This is a genomic window from Streptomyces sp. NBC_00016, from assembly GCF_045040885.1.
Taxonomy (GTDB): Bacteria; Actinomycetota; Actinomycetes; order Streptomycetales; family Streptomycetaceae; genus Streptomyces; species Streptomyces coriariae.
The window spans coordinates 10,103,582-10,126,634 of sequence record NZ_CP108304.1 but is presented as its reverse complement, the minus strand read 5'-3'; the positions used below and the strand labels follow the sequence as shown (position 1 = coordinate 10,126,634).

The window sequence follows — 23,053 nt, the reverse complement described above, 5'->3', positions numbered from 1 at the left end:
TAATCGGCCTCCTCGAGCGGCAACAGAAGGCAAGACCTCGGGCTGACCGTCACGGCAAGGCGGTTCGGCTTACGGGGAGCACGCTGACGGTTACCGGGGGGGCGGCGACCGGTGGCGTGTGCGCTGGGGGCGTCGGACAGGGCGATGCGGACGGTGAAGGAGCTGATGGGTTCATGTGGAGGGCGGCGCGTCGCGTTCTCGAGGATCTGGTCGTTGGTGAGGGCACGACGGTGAACCGGGCTGAGGCGACCGGGCCCCGCACATCCGGCCTGAGCCATGACCGAGCGCAGCACGCCGGGGGGCGGCCTGACCGTCGTGCATGGCCCAGTTGACGGGACATGGCTGTGTGCCGGGGCGTTCGACAGGCGGTGAGGCGCTGGAGGACCCGCGTCGGCACATGGGAGTCGGGCCGGCCAGTGAGGGCCTTCTCGCTGAGGGGCCTCACTACACCGCTGGCGGCGCCGGCGACAAGCCCCTGCCACAGCACGCGCTTGATCACGCCTGCCTCGAGTCCGCGGCTCCGGCATCTTGACCCGTCCGGTTGATCCGTCTGGCATCGCTCGCAGGATCAGCTGTCGGTGGTCTTCTCGACCAGCGCGCTGTACGTCAGCTGCAACGCGTCCGCGCCGGCCAGAGCGGCGAGCGCGCCCATGGCGGTGCGCGTCGCGCGGGGCCACAGCAGTTGCCCGGCGGTCAAGGTCGAGGCTACCCAGACGCTGACGCAGAAGGGGCAGGTCACCAGCTCGCCCATGGTGTTCCTGCCCGCCTCCTCCTGCGCTTCCTCATGAAGCTCGGCCGGCCCCTGCGCACCCACGTAGCGCGTGAAGGGGGCCCGCAGTGGACTGGTCACCGACGCCTTGCTCAGCAGTCGGCTGAGCCGGAACGTGGCCACCGAGGTCAAGACCACGTCCCACGGCTCGGGCCGGTCGGGCAGCGGGCGCCCGCGCAGCCGTACCGCCGACGCCCAGGCAGCCGTGTATGCGCTGAACCCCGCAATGGCCGCGAGATAGCCGCCCAGCGGCCGCTCCTGTCCTGCCGAGTACTCCCGTGCGGTGCGCCGGAAGAACCTGTTCCCGCCTGGTGCGAGCCGGCTGTCAGCTGGTGCTCTCATGGGCCCTGTCCGTTTCGGTCCCGCTCGGTTCCCCGTCCGTGTCCATGCCGCTGCGACGCAGGCGCACCTCGACATGCCCGTCGACGATGCGGGTGTCGAAGGCGGGCTGCGGCGCCGTCGCGGGACCGCGCACGTTCCAGCCGTCCGAGAGCCGGAACACGCTGCCGTGCCATGGACACTGCACGCACCCGTCGGCGATCGTGCCCTGCGACAGCGGACCCGCGAGATGGCTGCACCGGTCGGCCAGCGCATGGATCGTCCCGCCGGGTTCGCGGACCACCAGGACCGGCACGTCGTCCACGACGCGCCGCACGGCCCGCCCGGCCGCGAACTCGGCCACAGCGCCGACCGGATGCCATCCCTCCCGCACGACGTGCGGGACCTCCTCGGCGTGATTGGCTCCCGCTGCCTGGCGGTAGGCCAGGTGGCCGCCGAGCATGCCGCCCATCCCGACCGCCGTCAGCCCCAGGAAGCCGTACGCCCGGCCGGCTCTCGTACGCCCCTTGAGGCGGCAGGTGAGCGAGGTCGCGTACAGGCCCACGGCCGCCCAGTTCGCCATGGCGTGCACCAGCCCCACCCGCGACTGCTCGCGGTGCAGCTCCGCCCAGTCCACGGCGCCCGCCAACGCCGAGGGCACGGCGGCAGCCAGGCCGACACCGATCAGCAGGCCCGCTTCGCGGGAGTGGTTGGACCGTGTGTCCAGCACGGCCGCGGACATCCAGGTGCCGATCGGCACCTGCACCATCAGCGGATGGACCGGGTGCCCCAGCCATCTGCCGTGCAGCAGGTCGCGGCCGCGCCCCAGTGGCAGGGAGCGCACGCCGGCCTGGAGCGCATCGATGACCGGATCGGCCCAGGGCGCCCATTCCAGACCGTCCAGCAGCCACAGCACTCGGTTCTGCTTCATCCGTCGGCGGCGTGGCGTACTTTCCATGCGCCTCTGGGTCCCCACCTGCGCACCCCGCAAACGGGACCGGCCGGGCATCGGTCTGGGGGGCGTCCGTGCGGGTGGATGACGGCGCGTACACAGCCGTCCTTCTCTCTTTGAACGTGCCTGGACAGCGGGTCGGTTCGGGTGCGGTCGTGGCTTGTCCAGGGGAACTTGGTCAAAGTTCCCCAGCACACCGCACCGGTATGCCTGCTTGGGGTGGGCAGGGCCTGCGCGGACGGGCTCAGGCAGCGCACGGCCCTGCCAGGGTTTCGCAGTTCAGCGGGGTCCAGGCTGGTGTCGCGCCTCGTCGGCAACCTGCCTGCCCGATTCACGTGCCTGGTCCGTCACCTGTGTGGCCTGGTCGCGGGCCTCGTCCTGTGTGGTGCGGGCCGCTTCCGCAGCGGTGTCCTTCATCTGCTGCGCCGCGTTCTGTGTGGCCTCCTTGGCGCCTTCCTTCAGGTTCTGCGCGGAGTCGAGGGCGGCTTCCTTCACCGGCTCCAGTGCCCCGCCGTGTGCCATCAGGTCGGCGGCCTTTTCCTGTTCCACCTCGGACGCGGGCAGCAGCGACGACGCCAGCATGCCCGCGCCGAAGGCGATCAGGCCGGCGGCCAGCGGATTGCCCTGTGTCTGGCGCATCGCCTCGTCCGGCGCTTGCCGTATCGCCTCCCCCGCCTGGTCGGCCGCGTCGCGCACCGTGCCGGCCGCTTGCTGGGTGCCCTCCTGCAAGGAACCGGCCGCGGTCTGGGCACCGCCGCTGACCCCGTGGGCGGTGTACGAGGCCGTTCCCATGACCCGCTCACGCATCCCCGAGACAGCGCCGCGCATCCTTCGAGCGCGGCGGCGGACCACCCTTCGGGGGCTGGCCCGGTCCGCGAGCCGGTCCACGTCCGCAGACAGCCGGCCCCGAGTGGCGTCGATCTCGGCCCTCATCCGGTCGGGTGACGTGCCCATTGCGCATTCTCCTTCATCGTCTCGACTGTGTGCTCCGGTTTGGGTGCCACCGTGCGCATGCCTGTCTTGCCCCGCTGATACAGGACGGCTGCGACCACGGCCCACACGGCGGCGACGATCAGGGCGGCCCAGCCCGCGTCGATCACGTTGGCCAGTCCGAACACGGCGGCCAGCGAGAGCAGCAGGACAACCATGTAGCCGGCGAACCCGGCGCCGCCGTACATGCCGGCAGCCTTGCCCGCCTTGGTCGCCTCCTGCCTGACCTCGACTTTCGCCAGTTCGACCTCCTGACGGAACAGTGTCTGGACGTCCGACGTCACGACGGACAGCAGCTCGCCCACCGACCTGTCATCGACGTGCGACACCGCCGAGTGGGACGGAACGAAGGACATCGCTCACACCTCCGGTCCCGGCCGGCCTGCCTTCACCGCAGTGATGAACGGGGTGCGGTCGGCGTCGGCGGTCTGCTCCGTCCGGGTGTATCAGTCACGCGATCGGCCGCTCGGCGGCCGCTCCGGGCGTGGGTGCTGCTCTCGCGCAGCAAGGATGGCGGATGGCTGACGTCATGGCGTGAGCGGACAGCGAGCTTCGAGAGACGGACAACCTGTGAGCATCCTCGACGAACCCCAACCCCACGGCACACAGGCAGCCGAGGACTCCTACCAGAACGAACTGCCGCTCAGGGGCAGGCAGCCCGGCAACGTGGCGGTGAAGTGGCTGACGACCACCGACCACAAGACCATCGGCACCCTGTACCTGACCACATCGTTCGCGTTCTTCCTGATCGGTGGCGTGATGGCGTTGCTCATGCGCGCCGAGCTCGCCCGTCCGGGCATCCAGATCGTCTCGAACGAGCAGTACAACCAGGCGTTCACGATGCACGGCACGGTCATGCTGCTGATGTTCGCGACGCCGCTGTTCGCCGGCTTCACGAACTGGATCATGCCGCTCCAGATCGGCGCGCCGGACGTCGCCTTCCCGCGGCTGAACATGTTCGCCTACTGGCTCTACCTGTTCGGCTCGTCGATCGCTGTAGGCGGCTTCCTCACCCCGCAAGGGGCCGCCGACTTCGGCTGGTTCGCCTACGCCCCGCTGTCGGACGCGGTCCGCACCCCGGGGCTCGGCGCCGACCTGTGGATCATGGGGCTGGCTTTCTCCGGCTTCGGCACCATCCTCGGCTCGGTCAACTTCATCACCACGATCATCTGCATGCGCGCGCCCGGCATGACGATGTTCCGCCTGCCGATCTTCACCTGGAACGTCCTGCTGACCGGTGTCCTGGTCCTGCTGGCCTTCCCGGTCCTGGCGGCCGCGCTGTTCGCCCTGGAGGCGGACCGCAAGTTCGGCGCCCACATCTTCGACGCGGCCAACGGCGGGCCCCTGCTGTGGCAGCACCTGTTCTGGTTCTTCGGCCATCCAGAGGTGTACATCATCGCGCTGCCGTTCTTCGGCATCGTCACCGAGATCATCCCGGTCTTCTCCCGCAAGCCGGTCTTCGGCTACATGGGTCTGGTCGCCGCGACCATCTCGATCGCCGGTCTGTCTGTGACGGTGTGGGCGCACCACATGTTCGTCACCGGCGGGGTGCTGCTGCCGTTCTTCTCCTTCATGACGTTCCTCATCGCCGTGCCGACGGGCGTGAAGTTCTTCAACTGGATCGGAACGATGTGGAAGGGCTCGCTGTCCTTCGAGACACCGATGCTCTGGGCGGCCGGCTTCCTCATCACGTTCCTCTTCGGTGGTCTGACCGGCGTCATCCTGGCCTCGCCGCCGATGGACTTCCACGTGTCCGACTCGTACTTCGTGGTGGCGCACTTCCACTACGTCGTCTTCGGCACCGTCGTCTTCGCGATGTTCGCCGGTTTCCACTTCTGGTGGCCGAAGTTCACCGGCAGGATGCTCGACGAGCGCCTCGGCAAGATCACCTTCTGGACGCTGTTCGTCGGCTTCCACGGCACCTTCCTCGTCCAGCACTGGCTGGGCGCCGAGGGCATGCCGCGTCGGTACGCCGACTACCTGGCCGTCGACGGCTTCACCGCCCTGAACACGATCTCGACGATCAGCTCCTTCATCCTCGGCCTGTCGATGCTGCCGTTCATGTACAACGTGTGGAAGACGAGCCGGTACGGCAAGCCGGTCGGCGTCGACGACCCGTGGGGCTACGGCCGCTCCCTCGAATGGGTGACCTCCTGCCCGCCGCCACGGCACAACTTCCTCACCCTGCCGCGGATCCGCAGCGAGTCCCCCGCGTTCGACCTGCACCATCCCGACATCGCGATCGCCGAGGCCGAGGCCCACGGCGTCCGCGCATGAACGGCCGAGGCACGCGTTGAGCGCTCTGCCGGAGCGGGGAACCGCCGACGAACTCGGCAACACGGTGGAGGGATACCTGCTGTGGCAGGCCCGGGTCGCGGAAGCGGAGCAGCGTGCGCGGGAGTTCGTCCGGCCGATGGAGTGGCTGACGACGTCACAGCGCGCGGAGATCGAAAGCCATTACATTGCCGACAGTCTTTGCCGCGCTCGACGTGACATCGAGCGCATCGCGGCGCGAAGCCTGTCCCTGCGTATCGAGTACGAACACCGCTACCGCCAGTTGCGGCGCCGCTGCCTCGGTCTGGCACTGACTGTCTGCGCAGTTCTCACCACGATGGCCACCCTGCTGTCAGCGCTTTGACCAGGGGCGGCTGCGAGCGGGGCGAGACCGATACGGCGATGGGCCGGCTCCGTTGCACCGGCCCCCCCACCTGAGTCCTGGCCGCCCACAGGAGGCGAAGAGCCAGGGCGACAGTGCCGTGTTTCGGCGTGGATCCCACCCCTGCTCGCGAGCGCCGGCCGGTCTTCCTGGGATCTTGGGGCCGGGGCGCCCGCCTTCGCCACGCGCACACCAGTTTTCTGCTGCTGCGCCTTGATGTACCGGATCCGCGCGAGCTGCCGCTTCACCTCAGGATCGACAGTGTCGCGGGCGAGCTGGTGGCTGAAGAGGATCGCCTCCACTTGATGCCGTTCATCGTGATGATCCGACATCGGGTGTACGGATCACCGTGGTCGGGATCGATCGGCTTCACGTGCAGCTCGCGCCAACTGCGCAGTTGGCGGTCCAGCGGGATACCCCGCTGTTCCAGGGGATTGAAGGCCATGGGCACTCTCTTCATTGAAAGGCCGAGCAGACGGAGTACCCAGTGGCCGCGGTTAAGACCCCGGAAGTCCCGCTCCTGACTCACGACTGACAGATGCCATCCAGCCCTGCCAGAACACCGTGAGGAAGCCGACGACATGGAGATCGACAGGCTCCGGCGTACCGGGGTCAAGGCCGAACGCAGTCGGCACGGCCCCGGTTCGCCCGGCGACCGGGGAGTGCCTTGAGCAAGATTGCGGCGGCAACGGGCGGCGGCCATGCTCGGGCGGGACGTCCTCGTAGCCAACGCATCCGCCCGCCCACCACGGGCCATCCTGTTCGGATGTGAGCCGCGGGAGCCGCGTCAAGGAAGCCCTGGGCTTCTTGATGGACTGCCTCTTGCACGGCAAGGGCCCTCTCCGGCGTGTTAGCGCCGGCTCAACAGCGTCCCGCCGATGCGGTGTGGGGCGATCACCTGTGCGAGGACGAGCGGTCGCCGGACGACTGATCCACCGGGCGGGCAGCTGCGGCGGCCATAAGGGCCATCATGAGCGCGATCACGCCGACGATGACGTTGTTGACGATGGTCCTGGTGGTACTGACGTCGCCTGCCACCACCCAGGGCGCAAAAATCGTCCACACACTGAGCGCGCAAGCGGCCCACGCCATGCTGTGCGACCGCTCGTATGCCCGGCCGAAGCCCCCGCTCATGATCACGGCGTATGCGATGCCGACGATCAGATTGTTGACCGCCAGGGTGGAGAACTCGTTGAAACCCGCGATCCACGGTGAAGCCGCCAGGTAGAGGCCTGTGATCAGGGCCATGGCCTCGACGGCCTGTGCCCTCGGAGTGGTCGCGACACGTTCGGCCATCTCGTGCCGATTGCGCATGGCGAGGATGTCCGGATGTGTTGCCATGTCCGACCGGGGCTGCGTCGTCATGCCGATACCTCCGATTTGACTCTTATGCGTGCATTACGTGAATCGAGTACCCCCCGGTGCCGAGGTAACCGTCGCCGAGCCACCCGGGTCCGAAGAATTGCGCAGGTCTAAGGGACACCTCGCCAGCGCTGAGGGTCGCCGACGGCCGGCACAGGAGTGATGGCGTCCGCCATGGGCGTGACATGCCGAGCCTGCTCTCATCTGTTGCCGCCCTGTCGGATCCGCGTCGTGTGCGCCGCCCCGGCGCGGGTATCCGCTCCGCATCGCAACCGTCGGGCCGGCGCCCAACCAACCGGAGGAGAGGTACCGCATGTCCGCGTCCCTCGTGGAAACGGTCGATATCGAGGCCCCCGTCGCTGTCGCCTGGGAACTGTGGAGCGATGTAGCCCGGTGGCCGTCCTTTCTGAGCCACGTACGCCTGGTGGAGAGGTTGGACGACCGCCGCTTCGCCTGGCAGCTGCAACTGCCCGGCGCCGACAAGAACTTCGTCGCCGAGCTCACCGAGCTGATCCCGCAGGAACGGATCGCCTGGCACACCGTGGAAGGTGTTCACCACGCGGGTGTGGTCACCTTCCATCGGCTCACTGACACGACAAGTCGCGTGACGCTGCAGATCGAGTACGACCCCGAGGGGTTCATCGAGCACGTCGGCGCGCTGACCAATCTGGACTCGACACTGGCCAACTACGACCTCGGCGAATTCCAGAAGCTGGCCGAGACCGCCGCAGCATCGTGACCTCGAACTCGCACGCCGTGGTTCACCGTTGCGGTATTTGACGCGGTTGGCGTCTGGGAGTTGCCGTCAGATCTCGCGCCCACGTCAGAAGCGAAGGATGACGGCTGTCTGGTAGGTCTTGTCGTGGCGGATCGCGATGGCGCGCCGCAGTCGTCAAGCGGACGATCAACCGCCTGCAAAGCGTGCTCGCCGACTCTGGTCCCGAGCATGGCCGGCTGGGCCCGGTTTCAGCGCCCGGAAGGGCGTCGGCAGTCCTTCCGCGATCACATGTTCATGCCGTCTGGCTGATCTGGGTTCCGCAGCCGGGGCGGCAGCCCCAGCTGTCAGGGCAGCGGCGTTCCGCCGGTGGCATTCAGGATCTCAGCCGTGATGAAGCTGGCGCGGTCGGACGCGAGGAACACGTAGGCAGGTGCCATCTCCGCGGGCTGTGCCGGCCGTCCCAGAGGTGTTTGCTTACCGAACTCCTTGGTGTCCGGCATCGTCGCGGGGATCAACGGGGTCCACACAGGGCCGGGAGCCACGGCGTTGACCCGGATGCCGTCGGACGCCACCATCTGGGCCAGCCCCTGGGTGAAGGTGACGATCGCGCCCTTGGTGGTGGCGTAGTCGAGGAGATGAGGACTGGGCTTGTACGCCTGCACGGAGGTGGTGTTGATGATCGATCCACCTGCCGGGATGTGGGGCAGGGCCTTCTTGCACAGCCAGAACATGCCGTAGAGGTTGGTGCGGATGACCCGGTCGAACTGTTCCGTGGTGATCGCCTGAATGCCATCAGGCTGTGACATCTGGTAGGCGGCGTTGTTCACGAGGACGTCGATGCGTCCGAACTCTGCGACGGCGTGCTCGATCAGCCGGTCACACTGTGCTTCCTCACGGATGTCGCACGGCACCGCGATCGCCTTGCTGCCTGCCTCTTCGACGAGCCGCGTGGTCTCGCGAGCGTCCTTGTCCTCCTGTGGAAGGTAGGTGAACAGGACGTCAGCGCCCTCGCGGGCGAAGGCCAGGCACACGGCACGGCCGATGCCCGAGTCTCCTCCGGTGACGACGGCGATGCGCCCCCCGAGCAGGCCGCTGCCTTCGTATGTCTCCTCGCCGTGGTCGGGAGGAGGGTCCATCGGGCCGGTCCAGCCGGGATACTCCTGGTCCTGCTGCGGGAAGTCGGGCTGGGGGTGCTTTTCGGTGGGGTGCTCGCTCATCACAAACCTCTCGTCCGGGTGCGCAGCCGCCTACGCCGGGCCGCGCTGGGTTCGTGGCAGGCGCGAGGCCGCCCAGTGGCTGGCCACGGCTGGCTTGGAGGGGTGCTGGAAGTCGCTGCGGCGCTCCGGTGCGCGGCGGCTGCATCACTGGCCACGACGGATCGACACCCGCGGGAAGAGAGTCTGCGGCTCGGAGCCGGACAGCCGGGCCGGGAACTCGACGGGACCGGGAGATCCGGGAAAGCACTCGCCGGGTACGGGCCGGCCGCGGCACTGTCGAGGCAGGTGCGGGCGACCTGCGATGCGTCAAAGACTTCGCGCCTCCCGGTAGACACGCACAGGGTGTAAGCGAGGTCTCGCAGCCGGGCACTCGACGTGGCGGCTGCGGCGGCGCTCTGATCGGCGGCGAGGGCTTCGTAGTCCTTGACGAGACGGCGCAGTGTCGCGGGCAGAGGCATCAGCATCGGACGGTCTCCTTCAGACCGGGCGGCAGCCGGGGTCATGTGGGAGGGCCGGAGTCGGCCAGGGCGTCGTTGCGGACACTGGCGCAGCTGGTGCTGATGAGCCGGGAGACGTGCATCTGAGAGAGGCCGAGCCGGTCGGCAATGCTGCTCTGCGTCATGTCCTGGAAGAAGCGCATGTAGAGGATGGCCCGCTCCCGTTCCGGCAGCCGGCGCAGCCCCCTTTTCACCGCCTCGCGGTCCACCACCTTGTCGTAGGAGGGGTCCGCGACGCTGAGGGTGTCCGCGAGGCTGGCTCCGCCGCCGTCAGCAGTGAGCTCGGCGTCCAGGGAGAGGGCACTGAAGCTCTCCAGCGCCTCCATGCCTGCTTTGACCTCCTTCTCGGTGAGGCCGGTGTGGGAGGCGAGAGCGGCGGGAGTGGGTTCGGGGCTGCCGGGGTGCTGCATGAGTTCGCGGCGGGCCAGCCGGACCTGGTTGCGCAGGTCCTGTACCCGGCGCGGCACGCGGACGGCCCACATCCGGTCGCGGAAATGCCGTTTCACCTCGCCCGTGATGGTCGGTACCGCGTAGCTCTCGAAGGATCCGACGGCGGGGTCGAACCTGTCGACGGCCTTGACCAGGCCCAGTGCAGCCACTTGGCGCAGGTCTTCGATGGACTCTCCCCGGTCCCGGAAGCGGCCGGCGATCCGGTGCGCCATCGGCAGCCAGGCTTCGACCAGTTCGTCGCGGACGGCATGCCGCTCCGGGCCCTCCCCCAGTTGAGACAGGCGGGTGAACAGGCATGCGGTGTCGGGGCTGTCGTCGTGCGTGCGCCGCGACCGCGGGGCAGAGGTGGTCTCAGGCGCGCCGGGATGGCCTGTCGACATGTTGGTCAGCATGCGGATCGCTCCTGAGCTTTGGTTCTTCGGGCTCAGCCGGCAGTGGTATCCGGCCGGGGCAAAGTCTGGTCAGGGATGCCGCAGCGGGAAGAGCGACCGGAGAAGCCGACAGCCCGGATCCCGCCGGGCGTGCGCCTCCAGTCCGAAGCACGAAGTCCCGTCTGCCCCTCAGTGCCAGTACGAAACACCGCACCCGTGGTCCCCGGGCGCAGCCGAGAGCCCGCGAAGGCCTGTACCGGACGCAGTACGTCGGGATCGGGTCGCCTCAGGCGGCGAACCACGGTAGGCAGTGGCTCACGCCAGCGTGGGTACGTCGTCGTGCGCGTCGGCTGCGGCGAGCAACCTGCGTCCCGACCGCGCACGAAGCACGTGCCTGAAGCCTGCACGTCTCAGAGGACTCGGGCCTGCCGTCCAGGCGACGGCGGGCCCGAACCGTACTGGATGGGGGTCAGACAGCGGTGGGGAAACGGTCCCAGACCCGGTGGCGGGCCAGCAGCGCAGTCATCGCGGTCAGGACCGCCTCGCCGCTGTCGGCAAGCACGACTCCGGGGGCATCGGACGGTACTGCGGCCGCCTGAAGGACGGCTTGCGCGCCGGCCCAGCCGCCGATGACCTTGGCGTGCCGGAATGCCTCGGCAACCAGGAGCAGCAGGCGGGCATCGAACGTCGCCTGGTCTGGTCCGGGTGCGCCGGCCTTGGCGTCCCGGGAGCCGTAGGAGTCGCCGCCCAGAGCGGGTGTTCCGGCGATGACGACGGCGTCGAACTCGACCGAGCGGGCGGTGGCGAAGGTCCGCTGGACGGTGATCGCGTCGCCGTCTGTGCCGAGCTTCCCTCCGGCCGGCGCAATGACCAGCGGGACCATGCCCGCGTGCTGCACGGCCTGGCGCAGGGCCCGTACGCCGTCGGCGTCGGTGGAGCCGTCGGTGACGATGCCGATGACCCGGCCGTCGGCAGGCCATTCCTGGCCGACCTGGGACAGGGCGGGGCTCGGCTGCACATCGGCAAGGGTCTCGGTGGCCTCGGGAACGGGGAGTCCGAGACCTTCGGCAACCCGGGCACACAGCTCGGCGTCGATATGGGCCAGCGCGCGCAACTGCCTTTCCTTGATGGCGTTGCTCCAGCACTTGCCGAGCTCGAAGGTGTAGGCGGCGATGATGTGCTCGCGTTCCACCGCAGACATGCTCAGCCAGAACAGCCGGGGCTGACTGAAGTGGTCGGCGTAGCTGGCCGGGGCGTCGCGGACCTTGCGGCCGGCGGGCACTTCGACCGGTGTCTCGATGAAGGCGCCGCTGTCCGCTCCGGCGAAGAACGGGCAGCCGCCGTCCAGCGAGTTCGGCTTGTACGGCGCCACCCCGGTGTGTACGGCCTGCTGGTGAAAGCCGTCGCGCAGCATGTCGTTGACGGGCGAATGCGGCCTGTTGATCGGGATCTGGTTGAAGTTGGGGCCGGCCAGGCGTGTGATCTGGGTGTCCAGGTAGGAAAAGAGCCTGCCGGCAAGCAGCGGGTCGTCGGTGACGTCGATGCCGGGCACGAGGTGGCCGACGTGGAAGGCGATCTGCTCCGTCTCGGCGAAGAAGTTGCTCGGGTTGCGGTCCAGGGTCAGCAGGCCGATCGGCTGGACCGGGGCCAGTTCCTCGGGGACGATCTTCGTCGAGTCGAGCAGGTCGATGCCTTCGAAGGTCTGCTCCGCGATGTCCGGGAACACCTGGATGCCCAGCTCCCACTGCGGGTAGGCGCCGGTTTCGATTGCGTCGGCGAGGTCGCGGCGATGGAAGTCGGGGTCGACGCCGCTGGTGATCTGGGCTTCCTCCCACACCAGGGAATGCACTCCCAGCTTGGGCTTCCAGTGGAACTTCACCAGCGTCGTGCCACCCTGCGCGTCGACGAGGCGGAAGGTGTGGACACCGAAGCCCTCCATGGTCCGAAACGAGCGGGGGATCCCCCGGTCGGACATATTCCACAAGGTGTGGTGCTGGGCCTCGGTGTGCAAGGAGACGAAGTCCCAGAAGGTGTCGTGGGCGCTCTGGGCCTGCGGGATCTCCCGGTCCGGGTGCGGCTTGCCGGCGTGGATGACGTCGGGGAACTTGATGGCGTCCTGGATGAAGAAGACCGGGATGTTGTTGCCGACGAGGTCGAAGACACCCTCCTCGGTGTAGAACTTGGTGGCGAACCCACGGGTATCACGGACCGTGTCGGCGGATCCGCGGGATCCCAGCACGGTGGAGAAGCGCACGAAGACCGGTGTCTCGGTGTCTTTGCGCAAGAATGCGGCGCGCGTGACGTTCTCGGCGGTGCCGTAGGCCTGGAAGATGCCGTGAGCGCCGGCGCCGCGGGCGTGGACCACGCGCTCGGGGATGCGCTCGTGGTCGAAGTGCATGATCTTCTCGCGCAGGTGGTGGTCCTGCAGAAGAACCGGCCCACGGGCACCCGCCTTGAGTGAGTGATCGGTGTCGTAGAGCCGGGTGCCCTGGGCGGTGGTCAGGTAGGTGCCGCTCTGCGCTTTACGGGTGGGGTCCGCGCCGGTGGGCTGGCCGGTGGGACTGACGGTTTCGGGGGTGCCTTGATCCGCCTTGGGCGGGAGCGGCGCACGCGGCTCGACAGGCTCCTCGACCGGCACCGGCTCCGGCGACGGTGCACCAGGCACGCCTTCGGCGGGACCCTCGTCGCCCAGCGCTTGCGTCAGCTTCTCAGCTGCGGCTTTGATCGGGTTGGGCTTCGACATCGTTCCTCCATGCTCGGGTACGGCCTACCTCGTCACGAGCCATGACCGCCACGGGCGGCGGCATAACAAGGGCATGAAGAACATCCGTCCAACGCCGCGCAGCCGTGTCCGGCCGCGCAAGTACCCCTCAGCGGACGCAGCAACTAGGTGCGCCCGTTGACTGGTCGTGCGCGACTCCTCGGGCTGTCACCGGTAGCGCGTACGAAGGGCCGCGCGGTCTCAGGGAGAGCCGCCGGCACTGGGATGGCGATGTCGACTTGGGCGGCGTACCGGCGGGTGTCGTCCAGTCCCAGGGCGGTGCGGCAGGCCATTTCCTCGGCCACGGTCGAGGTCGGCCACGGCACGCCGATCGGCTCGGCCGGGGCGACGCGGCAGCGGCCGTTCGTCCGCGGACCGATCGGCCGTCAGGGCCGGTTCACCAGTAGTGGCGTCGTCCGGCGACGGCGTGTCCCATCGCGCCGAGGATCCACAGGGCCGCTCCGACGGCCACCAGGATGACCCCGATGGTCCATAGGACGGCTATGCCGGTGACGAGGCCGATGACGAGCAGAACGACGCCCAGGATGATCATGACGTTCCCCTTGGGGAGTGGTGGCCGCTCCCCCGCGAGCAGCGGATCTTCATCTGTGCGAGAAAGGGGTGCGGGGGCTGTGGGAGCTCACCTCACCCGGTCCTCGTCGGGTTCGGACTCCTCCTCCTCGTCGGGGAGGCGGACGTCGCCGACGGCGATGTTCACCTCGACGACCTCCAGACCCGTCATCCGCTCCACAGCGTTGATGACGTTGGAGCGCACGTCGCCGGCCACGTCGACGATGGCGACGCCGTACTCGACGACGATGTCCAGGTCGACGGCGGCCTGGCGCTCACCGACTTCGACCTTCACCCCTTGCGTGACGCCCCCGCTGCCGCCGGGGACCCTGTCCCGCATGGCACCGAAGGCGCGGGCCACGCCGCCGCCGAGGTTGTAAATTCCCGGCACCTCACGGGCGGCCATGCCCACGATCTTGGCCACCACGCCGTCCGCGACAGTGGTCTTGCCCCGGGTCTGCGCCGGAGCCCCGACCCCGGTACGGCCCTTCAACGTGCTCACGTCCGCATCGGGCCGGCCCGTCGAGCCGCGGTTGCTGCTGGTGGTGGTGTCTGTCATGGCGATCGCCTCGGCCCCTGTCCGATGTGCTGTGCGGGCTCCGGGTACCCGCTTCTCCTGAGCCGCGAACGGATCGCACGATCAAAAGGAACGGCTCCGCTCGGTGACGCTCAGACGCCGGGTCCTCTTCGTGCATGGCGCGAAGCGAAGCCCGGATGTAGGCATGCAGGCGTGGTGGCATGCGGGCGCGGCGCTCCACCCTGATCGGTCCGTCGGAGGCGCGTCCGCGGGACGGGTGGGGCGATCAGGCCGGCGTTGTCCGGGCCTCTGCCGCCGTGCCACCGCGTCATGTCGTGTCGCGTCGCGTCGTGTCAGGTGACCAGCAGGCGGTTGAAGAAGGAACGGTAGTGGCGCAGCGCTTGGCGCAGGTCTTCGGTGTCGGCCTGTTCGCCCCTGTTCCACTGTCCTTCGAGTTCCTGTTTGTGGTCGGCGAAGGTGGCGGCCAGCCTCTGCATCACGTCGGCGACGAGGGCGTCGGCGGTGTGCACGGCGTCCCGCGGGTCGTCCACAAACCTGTCCTGCACCTCCTGCCAGCGGGTGCGGAACCCTTCCTCGTCCTCTGTGGTGAGGAGCTGCGGGACGTCGTCCTCGCCTTGGACGGGCTGGCCCGCGGTCCGGGCCGGAGTGCCTGCCGCGGCCTCCACCGGCTCCCTTTCAGCGGGCTTGCTCGGCGTGTCCGTGCTCTCACCGGGGAAGGTCGGCACATCGGCAGGAGGGCCGGCCGCGCCCTCCTGTACGGACCGGTCGCGAGGCCGGGCGAGGTCGTCGGTGGACAGGCCGCTCGCGGCGGCGGTGCCCGGTGTGTCTTCGCGTCGCATGTCTCCTCCGTTCCTGGACGCCTGGCGGCGTCCCGGTTCGGGCGGCGGGCTGTTCGCTGAGCCCTTCAGGCCCGGGCGTGGCGGGGTCGTCCGCCGTCAGCGAGCAGCTCGTCGAACAGGGCGCGGTAGTGCACCATGGCACCCCGCAACTGTTCGGTGGTCGCCTCGTGGCGGGTGCTGAGCACGTCGACATCGTGGGCGGCCCGGTAGTGCTCGAGGGTGCGGCCGTGCTCGACCGAGAGGTCCTTGAGCTGTTGCTCGAAGTCGTGGGTCGGGTAGCCGCGCTCGTGCATCAGGGAGGTCACCAAGCGGTCGGCATCGTGCACGGCGTCTTCCGGGCGGTCCACGAATTCGTCCTGCACGTTGGTCCAGTCCCGCGTGTACCGATCCCTGACGCTGCTGTCCAGCGGCTTGATGTCCAGCGTGTCATGTCGCTTCTCGCGGGCACGGAGCTCACGCTCGCCGGCCGTGCGGCTGTCGGCGTCCTCTACCGTGCGCGTGTACTCCGGGCCGAAGCGCTCACGCAGCTTCCGGCGGCGCCTGAGGGAGACCGCGACGGCTACCAGGGCGATCACCACCACGACGGCAACGATGATTGCCAGAAGTGTCCCTGTCGACATGGGCAGGACCCCCTCACGGGCGCGCCATATATTCCTATTTTGCCGATTCCCTACCTTTTGCCTTTGAAACGAGACAGCTGATCAGTACCTGCAGAAGGCAGCACCGCAGCCCGGCCGGCCCGCCCTGCCGGACTGCGGACCGCGGACCGCGGACCGCTGACTGCTGACTGCTGACTGCTGTCTGCTGACTGCGAGGAAGCACCGCACGGGGGTGCACTTGCCGGCGGACTCGGGCCTGTGCGCGCGGATCCTGTGGTCCGCCATGACTTCGGGAGAGCGCCCCCACCGTGCACGCGTTGTCAGGCCGTCGGGATCTGCCGGGCCTCGGCCGGGGATTCCGTCGGGGTTTCGGCTGCCGATGACGTGATCAGTGCGGAGGGTCCGGTCCCGCGGTCGGTGAGGCCAGCGAGGAGGGCGAGGGCGAGGCCGGCGGCGGCGAGGGCCGCGCCGACCAGGGCGGGCGAGGCCCAGCCCCAGCCGGCCGAGATGGCCAGGCCGCCGAGCCAGGCGCCGCCGGCGTTGGCCAGGTTGAAGGCGGAGTGGTTGGAGGCCGCCGCCATCGTCGGGGCGTTCCTCGCCTTGGCCATGAGCAGCATCTGCACGGGTGTGGTGACCAGGGCGCCCATCGCGCCCATGAAGGCGAGTGTCACCAGGGCGGGAACGGTGCTGTGGACCGTGAAGTAGAACGTCACGAGCGACGCGCCCAGCAGGGCGAGCCCTCCGTACAGCGTCGGGCGCAGGGCGCGGTCGGTCAGCGGGCCCGCGATCAGCGTGCCCAGCGTCATTCCGCCGCCGTAGAGCGCGAGGACCCAGGTGGTCGAGGAGTCGGAGAGACCCGTCACGTGGGTCAGGATCGGCACCAGGTAGCTGTAGACGGCGAAGAAGCCGCCGAATCCCACGACGGCGGTGGCCAGGCCGAGGGCGACCTGCCGGTTGCCCATGGCGCGCAGTTCGTGCCGGATGCCGGCCTGGTTGCTGCGGGGCTGGTCGGGGACGAAGGCGGCCAGCGCGGCCAGCGCGACGAGGCCGATGACGGCGACGGCGCAGTAGGCGTAGCGCCAGCCCAGTTGCTGTCCGAGAGCCGTGCCGGCCGGGACGCCGATGATGTTGGCGATGGTGAGTCCGAGGAACATCCTCGACACGGCCCGCCCGGCCCGTTCGGGGGCGACCAGCCGGGAGGCCACGACGGCGCCCACGCCGAACAGTGCTCCGTGGGGCAGGCCCGCCAGGAAGCGTGCGGCGAACAGCAGGCCGAAGCCGGGTGCGAGGGCGGACGCGACGTTGCCGATCACGAACAGGGCAGACAGCAGGAGCAGGAGTCGTTTGTGGGCGATGCGCGCGCCGATGCCCGTCAGGAGCGGGGCACCGACGACGACGCCGAGCGCGTAGGCGGAGACGATGTTGCCGGCGTGCGGCACGGACACGCCGACCCCGTCGGCGATCTGGGGCAGCAGCCCCATCGTGGCGAACTCGGTCGTACCGATACCGAACGCGACGAGGGCAAGGGCCAGCAGGGCCAGTGGCATGGAGCGGAAGTACCTTTCGCGGGCGGCGGTCCGGATCGTGGCGGAGCAGGCGGGACCACGAGGTGTCCTGCTCCTGTGGCCATTCGCGCCGGCCACCGTTGCCCGGTGCGCCCCCCAGGGCAGGGAAGGCCCACAAGCAGTGCAGCGGTGGCACATGCCCACGCATTCCAAGATCGGCCGACAGGAATTATGGCCTGCATCACACCGGCTCCGGGGGTCGGTCATGCGGTGCCGGTCATGCGGGTGCCGGCCATGCCCCGGGCGCGCGCAGGGACGGTCTGCGGGCGGCGGAGGGTCGGTCCCCGGCCGGTGGCGGAGGGTCGGTCCTCGGCCGGTCGTCGTCGGTGCTGAGCGCTCAGGCACTTGAGACAGGCAAGTGGTCAGGCGGCCGCGGTCGTCATGGACGGGGCACGGGCGGGCGGCCCGTGCCCCGTCGGCGGCCGGCGGCCGGCTCCCGGCTTCGCGGTCGTCGGCGTCTCGTTCTGCAGGCAGGCACGCACGAACAGCCCCCGCGCGATGTCGGTGCCGGTATCGCGCGGGGGCTGTTCGTGGCTGCTGCGGTCGCCGTTGCGACGGAAGGGTCAGTGGTGCGTGATGCCGAGTTGGTTCGAGGCGGCGTCGACGGTCTGCGCGAGCAGGACGGCGATGGTCATCGGGCCGACGCCGCCGGGCACCGGGGTGATCAGACGGGCTCGGGTGAGGGCGGTGTCGAAGTCCACGTCGCCCACGTTGCCCGGGTTGTAGCCGGCGTCGATCACCACCGCGCCGGGCTTGATGTCCTCCCCCCGGATCAGCCGGGGCCGTCCCACGGCCGCCACCACGACGTCCGCTTCCCGGATGATGTCCGGCAGGTCCGCCGTGCGGGAGTGGCAGTAGGTCACCGTCGCGTTCCGGGCGAGCAGGAGCATTCCCACCGGTTTGCCGAGGATCGCGCTGCGGCCCACCACGGCGGCGCGCCGGCCGGTGAGATCGACGTCGTAGGCCTCCAGCAGCCGCATGATGCCGCCCGGGGTGCAGGACACGAAGCCCGGCAGCCCGAAGCTCATGGCGGCGAAGGAATGTGCCGTGACCCCGTCGACGTCCTTGTGCGGGGCGATGGCCTCGAACGCCGCCCGCTCGTCGATGTGCGGGCCGCAGGGATGCTGGAGCAGGATGCCGTGCACGTCCGGATCGTCGGACAGGCCGGCGAGCGTGTCGATCAGCTCGGCGGTCGTGGTGGTGGCGGGCAGAGCGATGTGCCGGGACCGGATACCCGCCTTCGCGCACCGCGCCCGTTTCATACGGACGTAGGTGACCGACGCGGGGTCCTCCCCCACCAGCACCGTCGCCAGGCAGGGGCTGGTCCCGGTGTGTTGTGAGATCTGTGCCGCCTTGGCAGCAGCCTCTTCGACGATGCGTCCGGCAAGACCGGTGCCGTCCATGAGCTGGGCCGTCCGAGTCGCGGACATCGTTGCCTCCGGGGTGTGGCCGACCACTCGCCCAGGCGCACGGCAACGACGTCTCGTCAGACCGCTCCCCGGTGGTGCTCCACCTCAGCGCCAGTCACGGCCCACAGCGCACTGTAGTAGACGCGCAGCCTGCTCACACCGGTCAATGTCCGGTGCCAGGAGGCGACTTGCCGGGGCCCGCCGGCTCGGGCCGGGGGCGGGGGCGAAGGGTGGGGTCGTGAAGGGGCGGTCGCCTGCGCGGCGAAAGGCTCTGCGGGGCTTCAGCCGGACGATCGTCCCCGCAGGCAATAGGTGAGGCCCGGGGACACTGTCCCCTTCACGACCACGTCCTGCACAACACGGCCTGCCCTGGCGGCATTCCCGTGCCGTCACCGTGGCGGCATTCCCGCACCGTCGACCGGCCCGGCGGGCTCCCGTCCCGGCTCGGGGGAATCACGGGACCGGGGCCCTGCCGTCGCCTTCCCGGCAGCGTGGGCATACGGATGCGTCAGGCGCCCGTGCGGCTGCGGCTGCGTGCTTGGGGCATGTGCGGGCCGCGGCCGCGTGTGGCTGAGGCGGCTGTTTACACGGTGCGCTCCATGCAGAGCAGTTGGTCGCGCGTTTCCCATGAGGGGACGACGGTGAAGCCGAGCCGCTCGTACAGGGCGATGGCGCTCGTGCGCCATTTCCACACCGACAGGCGTACCGTGCCGACGCCGTTGTCCGCGGCGTGCGCAAGCGCGGCGGCGATCAGGCCGGACGCGATACCCCGGCTCCGCGATGCCGGGTCGGTCCAGAGTCTTTTGATCTCCGAGCGTCCGCCGGCGGGGGCGGTCAGCACGACGCAGCCCACGGCTGTGTCGCCGCCGCTCAGAGCGATCAGCACGGTGTCGTCGGCGAACGCGGCCCGCGGGTCGAGGATTTCCGTCCGGTAGCGGTCCGGCAGCGCGTCCACATCGGCGACCGGGTCGCCCTTCTCGGCCTGCGTCCGCAGGTGGTAGGCCGCCAGCAGCTCGGCCGGCCGGGCCGCCGCAGGGCCCTGACCTGGCCAGCGGACGATGACAACCCCGTGTCGATCGGTCATTGCGCCAGCATCACACGAGCCGTACCCGCGCCTCAGGAGGGGTGGGTACGGCTAGTTCTCGAGGCCCCAGCTGTGGATCCGCCTGGGGTGGACGCGGATCACCTCCTCGCTGAAGTGCGGGCCCAACTCGTGCGGGCCGACGAGGAGTTCGGCCTCTCCTCGGATGTCCACGCCGCGCACGGTCCAGGGCCGCAGGCTCACGACGTCGTCCACGACGAGCGCGGCCTTCGGGTTCTTGCGGAGATTGCGCCACTTCTTCGTCTGTCCCATGGCGAATCCGCCGATCAGGATCGTGCCGTCTTCCTGCAGGAAGAACCCCACGGGATTGGCCTGCGGCTGCCCCGACGGGTCGACCGTCGCGAGGCGCCCCAACCGCTGCGACATCAGGTACGCGCGTTCGGCCGTGCTGAATTCGGTCATGGCAGCAGCCAAACATGTTCCCGGCCGCGCGCACATCGGGTCACCGACCTAGGTCCGGGGGCTGAGACCGAGTCCCGACCCTGCAACGTCAACGGCGCCCCACACGCTGCTGCGCCACCCCTTCTACAGTGAGGCGTTCCTCAACCCGGGCCTGCGCGACGGCCCAGGGCTGGCTGGAGGAGCAGGTCCGTGCCAGCGCCCTGGAGCGGCAGACCGGCGATCTGCGGCACGTCATCGGCCGCCCGGCCACCACCCTCGACGAGGCCGGCGGTGCCGTACTCAAAGGCTTCAGGGGCTTCAGAGGCTGCGGAAGTCCTTCGCGTCGGGGTAGGTCACGTCGGTGCAGCCGCGCCGCTTGGTGATGTCGTCGACGTAGGCGCGGAACAGGGTGTTCAGTCGCCGGGAGCCGAGGATGTCGTCGTAGGTGTAGCTGGAGCTGAGGGTGTGCAGGGCGGGTTTGCCGTCGCAGACGGAGGAGGCCCACCACGCTCCGTCGGCGTGTCCGGCCGTTCCCGCCTTGATGATCGCGTCCTGGGCGCCGAGGGCCTCATATCCCACGGTGTGCGCCTCCGGGCCGAAGTAGGAGGCGGTGCGCAGCCACCAGGGCGAGTGGGTGAGCGCGCTGCGGGCGTAGTCGCGCTGGTCGTCGTTCAGTTCGTCGGCGATCCGGCCCACCTGGTCGGGGCCGACCGCCAGAAGGCAGCCTTCGAGGGGGTTGGCGTTGCGCAGGGGTATCGCGAGGGCGCGGTCGGGCAGCCGGTCCTGTCCCTGTTGTGTGAGGTGTGCGGCGAACCAGCTGCAGGAGCCGCCGGCCGTCTTCGCGGGGCGAAGAGTGATCGGCACGGAGGCGAGCCGGCGGCCGGGCAGGGCGGCCAGGCTGGTCTTGCAGCCGATCCGGTCGGCTGCTGCCTCGGCGGCGGTGCGGGCGATGCGGGCGAGGCGTTCACGGTCGGCCGCGGAGACGTCGTCGTAGTCGGCGCGGGCGGTGACGTTCAGCAGTTCGGGGGCCGTCGTGCGGCTGCCCGGTCCGCACGCGGCGCGCACGGTCGTGTACCAGTCCCCGTACCGGCCCAGGGTGCCGTCGCCCACGGGCCACGCTTCGGGGCGCCGGTCGGCGACCGCCGTGACATCGTCCTTCTCGCCGTTCTCGGTGTCGTCGGTGTCGTCGGTGTCGTCGGTGTCGTCGGTGTCGTCGGTGTCGTCGGTGTCGTCGGTGTCGTAGAACGGCTCGAGTCCGCTGTCGTCACCGATCCAGTTCATCGGCTCGGAGGCGTCGCTGCGCCGCACCACCAGCGTGAACAGACTCGTGGTCTTTCCGGGGCCGGGCACCTTGTAGACGGTGCAGGAACTGTGCAGTTCGCGGCTGTCGATCCGGTACTCGTCGTAGTCGCTGGCCTTCGCCCGGACCATCCCGCCCTGCAGGTCCATCACCGCGGCCCCCGACACGAGCCCGCCGCACGCCGCGCTGATGTCGCGCTCGCTGGACGCGCGGTCGCGGAGGTCGTCGGCCGTCAGCCAGCCCGCGTACAGGCTCAGCCCGATCCCGCCCCACGCCGTCCACCGCCACAGCCCGATCAGTCCCGCGCGCACCGCAACTCCCCCGTTGTGAACCCGTCCGGCGCGATCCGTGCCGCGCCGGTCGCCGAGCGTAGACGGCCGCCGTCCGGCACGTTGAGGGAGGGCGGCAGACACGTTCCGCGTAGACCCGCGGGCGTGCGGGCGGCTCGTAATCTGGTCGGGTCTCATCGCCTGTGGGAGGGAAGTGTGCTCGTGCCGCCGTACGGGGAAGGGGCTGCGGGCGGGACTGCGGGCGGGGCTGTGCGTTGCCGTCGGCGGTGAGCGTCCTGGGCCGCCTCGGCCGTCCGGTGCCCGGCGGGCTGCGCCCGCTGAGCGTGCAGGAGGTGCGGGGCGGGGCCCGGATGGTGCTGTGCGCCACGCTGTCGTGGTACCTGGCGGTCGAGCTGGGCATCAACAGTGCCCCCATCGCCGCTGTGCTGCCTGCGGTGTTCACCTTGTCCGGGATCCCGCTGTGGGCCCCCCGGCTGGGGCTCTACCGTCTGGGCAGTGTCCTGCTGGGGGTGGGCATCGCGGCGCTCGCCCTGCGCTGGCTTCCCGTGTCCACGCTCTCCCTCGCCGTCGTGGTGAGCGCCGGATACCTCGCCAGTCTCCTGGTGCGTATCGACGGTGCTCCCAGCCAGCAGGTGCTCGTCAGCGCCGTGCTCGTCTTCGGTGTGCCCGTCTCCGGCTATCCGGAGCAGCGCGTTCTGGAGAACCTGGTGGGGATCGCGGTGGTCATCCTCCTGGGTCCCCTGCTGTGGCCTCCCGACCCCAGCCGTCTGCTGTCCGGCCGGCTCGACGCCTACCGCGACCGGCTCGACCGTCTGCTGGCGGAGCTGGGCCGCCACCCCGGCCGGGCCCCGCTGGGGCAGGGGGCGGGGCAGAAGGCGGGGCAGGCGGGGGGCCTGTGGCAGCAGCCCCATGACCTCGCGCGGGATCTGGACCGGGCCCGGCGGGCGCTGCGCTGGAGTGTGACGCACCGTCGTTCGGCCGCCGCGCTCGACGAGGTCGGATACCGCATCCAGCTGGCCGAACGCACCGCGGCTCCCTTGCACTGCCTCACCGCGCAGCTGCGGGCCGCGGGCGGGCAGGCGGCGGCCGGCCCCGGTGACGCTCACGCCGGGGAGGGCCCCGGCCCGTTGCTGGACGCGGTGCGGCACGCGCTGATCCGCGCGCTGGCCGGCGCCGATCCCACGGAACCGATCGCCCGGGCCCGGGTGATCGGCGAACGGGGCGGGCCTGCCGGGAGCGGCCGGCACGACAGCCTGCTTCGCGGCATCCTGCTGCTGGTCCTCGACCGGCTCGACGACTACCGCGAAGCGCATTTCACCGGACGGTGACCTGCCGGTGGACCGGCGGCATCACCAGGGCCGGGTGCCGGCCGGTGGGCAGGCCGCCCTCCCACCGACAC

At 69.8% G+C, this 23,053-nt stretch carries 22 protein-coding genes, 1 pseudogene and 1 riboswitch; of the genes and pseudogenes, 4 read left to right on the top strand and 19 right to left on the bottom strand.

All coding sequences use genetic code 11. From position 1 onward, the window contains the following. Window positions 1–568: 568 nt before the first annotated feature. The 4 genes from OG933_RS44570 to OG933_RS44555 all read right to left on the bottom strand — a co-directional run bounded on the left by OG933_RS44570 (window position 569) and on the right by OG933_RS44555 (window position 3,334). On the bottom strand, window positions 569–1,111 hold the full coding sequence (locus OG933_RS44570) for a DUF1360 domain-containing protein (protein ID WP_405624757.1): 543 nt from the start codon (window positions 1,109–1,111) through the stop codon (window positions 569–571). After that, window positions 1,095–2,018, bottom strand: coding sequence for a Rieske 2Fe-2S domain-containing protein (locus OG933_RS44565; protein ID WP_405624758.1), 924 nt, complete (start codon window positions 2,016–2,018; stop codon window positions 1,095–1,097). The genes OG933_RS44570 and OG933_RS44565 overlap by 17 nt, the downstream gene beginning before the upstream one ends. A gap of 300 nt (window positions 2,019–2,318) precedes the next feature. Next, window positions 2,319–2,993 (bottom strand): DUF3618 domain-containing protein, encoded by a 675-nt coding sequence (locus OG933_RS44560; RefSeq protein WP_405624759.1) that lies wholly within the window; start codon window positions 2,991–2,993, stop codon window positions 2,319–2,321. Then, window positions 2,969–3,334, bottom strand: a complete 366-nt coding sequence (locus tag OG933_RS44555; RefSeq protein ID WP_405624760.1) for a phage holin family protein — start codon at window positions 3,332–3,334, stop codon at window positions 2,969–2,971. The genes OG933_RS44560 and OG933_RS44555 overlap by 25 nt, the downstream gene beginning before the upstream one ends. 265 nt (window positions 3,335–3,599) lie before the next feature. On the opposite strand from OG933_RS44555, the gene ctaD reads away from it, so the two are divergent. Next, window positions 3,600–5,306, top strand: coding sequence for a cytochrome c oxidase subunit I (gene ctaD, locus OG933_RS44550; protein ID WP_405624761.1), 1,707 nt, complete (start codon window positions 3,600–3,602; stop codon window positions 5,304–5,306). Between the two features lie 16 nt (window positions 5,307–5,322). Then, the gene (locus OG933_RS44545; RefSeq protein ID WP_405624762.1) at window positions 5,323–5,667 is read left to right on the top strand and encodes a cytochrome C oxidase subunit I; all 345 of its coding nucleotides are present in this window, start codon (window positions 5,323–5,325) and stop codon (window positions 5,665–5,667) included. 215 nt (window positions 5,668–5,882) lie between these two features. Here OG933_RS44545 and OG933_RS44540 read toward each other — a convergent pair. Beyond that, window positions 5,883–6,130 (bottom strand): annotated as a pseudogene (locus OG933_RS44540) (hypothetical protein); the annotation flags it as partial. Between the two features lie 449 nt (window positions 6,131–6,579). After that, complete coding sequence (locus OG933_RS44535; RefSeq protein WP_405624763.1) at window positions 6,580–7,050, bottom strand: SPW repeat protein; 471 nt, start codon at window positions 7,048–7,050, stop codon at window positions 6,580–6,582. 310 nt (window positions 7,051–7,360) lie between these two features. Here OG933_RS44535 and OG933_RS44530 point away from each other — a divergent pair, with 310 nt between their 5' ends. Continuing rightward, window positions 7,361–7,786 carry an SRPBCC family protein gene (locus tag OG933_RS44530; RefSeq protein WP_405624765.1) on the top strand — a complete coding sequence of 142 codons (426 nt, stop codon included), beginning with the start codon at window positions 7,361–7,363 and terminating at the stop codon, window positions 7,784–7,786. Window positions 7,787–8,109: 323 nt separating this feature from the next. On the opposite strand, the gene OG933_RS44525 is transcribed toward OG933_RS44530, so the two are convergent. The 13 genes from OG933_RS44525 to OG933_RS44465 form a co-directional block, all read right to left on the bottom strand. Next, complete coding sequence (locus OG933_RS44525) at window positions 8,110–8,982, bottom strand: SDR family oxidoreductase (RefSeq protein WP_405624766.1); 873 nt, start codon at window positions 8,980–8,982, stop codon at window positions 8,110–8,112. Then, window positions 8,982–9,440, bottom strand: a complete 459-nt coding sequence (locus OG933_RS44520) for a DUF5133 domain-containing protein (protein WP_405633712.1) — start codon at window positions 9,438–9,440, stop codon at window positions 8,982–8,984. Before OG933_RS44520 ends, OG933_RS44525 begins: the two co-directional genes overlap by 1 nt. 41 nt (window positions 9,441–9,481) lie before the next feature. Continuing rightward, complete coding sequence (locus tag OG933_RS44515) at window positions 9,482–10,321, bottom strand: SigB/SigF/SigG family RNA polymerase sigma factor (protein WP_405624770.1); 840 nt, start codon at window positions 10,319–10,321, stop codon at window positions 9,482–9,484. Window positions 10,322–10,769: 448 nt separating this feature from the next. Beyond that, window positions 10,770–13,043, bottom strand: coding sequence for a catalase (locus OG933_RS44510; protein ID WP_362533426.1), 2,274 nt, complete (start codon window positions 13,041–13,043; stop codon window positions 10,770–10,772). 415 nt (window positions 13,044–13,458) lie between these two features. Beyond that, window positions 13,459–13,614: a DUF6131 family protein gene (locus OG933_RS44505; protein ID WP_362276647.1), complete on the bottom strand. Its 156-nt coding sequence runs from the start codon at window positions 13,612–13,614 to the stop codon at window positions 13,459–13,461. 87 nt (window positions 13,615–13,701) lie between these two features. Next, window positions 13,702–14,190: an Asp23/Gls24 family envelope stress response protein gene (locus OG933_RS44500; protein ID WP_362535197.1), complete on the bottom strand. Its 489-nt coding sequence runs from the start codon at window positions 14,188–14,190 to the stop codon at window positions 13,702–13,704. Between the two features lie 311 nt (window positions 14,191–14,501). Next, the gene (locus tag OG933_RS44495) at window positions 14,502–15,008 is read right to left on the bottom strand and encodes a hypothetical protein (protein ID WP_405624772.1); all 507 of its coding nucleotides are present in this window, start codon (window positions 15,006–15,008) and stop codon (window positions 14,502–14,504) included. Window positions 15,009–15,073: 65 nt separating this feature from the next. Then, window positions 15,074–15,628, bottom strand: coding sequence for a hypothetical protein (locus tag OG933_RS44490; protein ID WP_362535192.1), 555 nt, complete (start codon window positions 15,626–15,628; stop codon window positions 15,074–15,076). 299 nt (window positions 15,629–15,927) lie between these two features. Continuing rightward, window positions 15,928–17,154 carry an MFS transporter gene (locus OG933_RS44485; protein ID WP_362535189.1) on the bottom strand — a complete coding sequence of 409 codons (1,227 nt, stop codon included), beginning with the start codon at window positions 17,152–17,154 and terminating at the stop codon, window positions 15,928–15,930. A 581-nt stretch (window positions 17,155–17,735) separates the two neighbouring features. Continuing rightward, window positions 17,736–18,602, bottom strand: a complete 867-nt coding sequence (locus tag OG933_RS44480) for a bifunctional 5,10-methylenetetrahydrofolate dehydrogenase/5,10-methenyltetrahydrofolate cyclohydrolase (RefSeq protein ID WP_405624773.1) — start codon at window positions 18,600–18,602, stop codon at window positions 17,736–17,738. A gap of 22 nt (window positions 18,603–18,624) precedes the next feature. Further along, window positions 18,625–18,710: riboswitch (ZMP/ZTP riboswitch) on the bottom strand. Between the two features lie 454 nt (window positions 18,711–19,164). After that, window positions 19,165–19,665, bottom strand: a complete 501-nt coding sequence (locus OG933_RS44475) for a GNAT family N-acetyltransferase (RefSeq protein ID WP_405624775.1) — start codon at window positions 19,663–19,665, stop codon at window positions 19,165–19,167. A 51-nt stretch (window positions 19,666–19,716) separates the two neighbouring features. Then, on the bottom strand, window positions 19,717–20,085 hold the full coding sequence (locus tag OG933_RS44470; RefSeq protein WP_405624776.1) for a PPOX class F420-dependent oxidoreductase: 369 nt from the start codon (window positions 20,083–20,085) through the stop codon (window positions 19,717–19,719). Between the two features lie 297 nt (window positions 20,086–20,382). Next, the gene (locus OG933_RS44465; RefSeq protein WP_405624778.1) at window positions 20,383–21,675 is read right to left on the bottom strand and encodes a hypothetical protein; all 1,293 of its coding nucleotides are present in this window, start codon (window positions 21,673–21,675) and stop codon (window positions 20,383–20,385) included. A 245-nt stretch (window positions 21,676–21,920) separates the two neighbouring features. Between OG933_RS44465 and OG933_RS44460 the strand changes: the two genes are divergently transcribed. Further along, on the top strand, window positions 21,921–22,982 hold the full coding sequence (locus OG933_RS44460; RefSeq protein ID WP_405624779.1) for an FUSC family protein: 1,062 nt from the start codon (window positions 21,921–21,923) through the stop codon (window positions 22,980–22,982). The last annotated feature ends 71 nt before the right edge of the window (window positions 22,983–23,053 follow it).

Excerpts from the sequence above, each read along its gene's own strand:
- OG933_RS44535 (WP_405624763.1), bottom strand. The coding sequence starts at position 7,050 with ATGACGACGCAGCCCCGGTCGGACATGGCAACACATCCGGACATCCTC.
- OG933_RS44565 (WP_405624758.1), bottom strand. The coding sequence starts at position 2,018 with ATGAAGCAGAACCGAGTGCTGTGGCTGCTGGACGGTCTGGAATGGGCG.
- OG933_RS44480 (WP_405624773.1), bottom strand. The coding sequence starts at position 18,602 with ATGTCCGCGACTCGGACGGCCCAGCTCATGGACGGCACCGGTCTTGCC.
- OG933_RS44485 (WP_362535189.1), bottom strand. The coding sequence starts at position 17,154 with ATGCCACTGGCCCTGCTGGCCCTTGCCCTCGTCGCGTTCGGTATCGGT.
- OG933_RS44515 (WP_405624770.1), bottom strand. The coding sequence starts at position 10,321 with ATGCTGACCAACATGTCGACAGGCCATCCCGGCGCGCCTGAGACCACC.
- OG933_RS44525 (WP_405624766.1), bottom strand. The coding sequence starts at position 8,982 with ATGAGCGAGCACCCCACCGAAAAGCACCCCCAGCCCGACTTCCCGCAG.
- OG933_RS44530 (WP_405624765.1), top strand. The coding sequence starts at position 7,361 with ATGTCCGCGTCCCTCGTGGAAACGGTCGATATCGAGGCCCCCGTCGCT.
- OG933_RS44470 (WP_405624776.1), bottom strand. The coding sequence starts at position 20,085 with ATGACCGAATTCAGCACGGCCGAACGCGCGTACCTGATGTCGCAGCGG.
- OG933_RS44495 (WP_405624772.1), bottom strand. The coding sequence starts at position 15,008 with ATGCGACGCGAAGACACACCGGGCACCGCCGCCGCGAGCGGCCTGTCC.
- OG933_RS44490 (WP_362535192.1), bottom strand. The coding sequence starts at position 15,628 with ATGTCGACAGGGACACTTCTGGCAATCATCGTTGCCGTCGTGGTGGTG.
- OG933_RS44500 (WP_362535197.1), bottom strand. The coding sequence starts at position 14,190 with ATGACAGACACCACCACCAGCAGCAACCGCGGCTCGACGGGCCGGCCC.
- OG933_RS44505 (WP_362276647.1), bottom strand. The coding sequence starts at position 13,614 with ATGATCATCCTGGGCGTCGTTCTGCTCGTCATCGGCCTCGTCACCGGC.
- OG933_RS44570 (WP_405624757.1), bottom strand. The coding sequence starts at position 1,111 with ATGAGAGCACCAGCTGACAGCCGGCTCGCACCAGGCGGGAACAGGTTC.
- OG933_RS44520 (WP_405633712.1), bottom strand. The coding sequence starts at position 9,440 with ATGCCTCTGCCCGCGACACTGCGCCGTCTCGTCAAGGACTACGAAGCC.
- OG933_RS44475 (WP_405624775.1), bottom strand. The coding sequence starts at position 19,665 with ATGACCGATCGACACGGGGTTGTCATCGTCCGCTGGCCAGGTCAGGGC.
- OG933_RS44510 (WP_362533426.1), bottom strand. The coding sequence starts at position 13,043 with ATGTCGAAGCCCAACCCGATCAAAGCCGCAGCTGAGAAGCTGACGCAA.
- OG933_RS44560 (WP_405624759.1), bottom strand. The coding sequence starts at position 2,993 with ATGGGCACGTCACCCGACCGGATGAGGGCCGAGATCGACGCCACTCGG.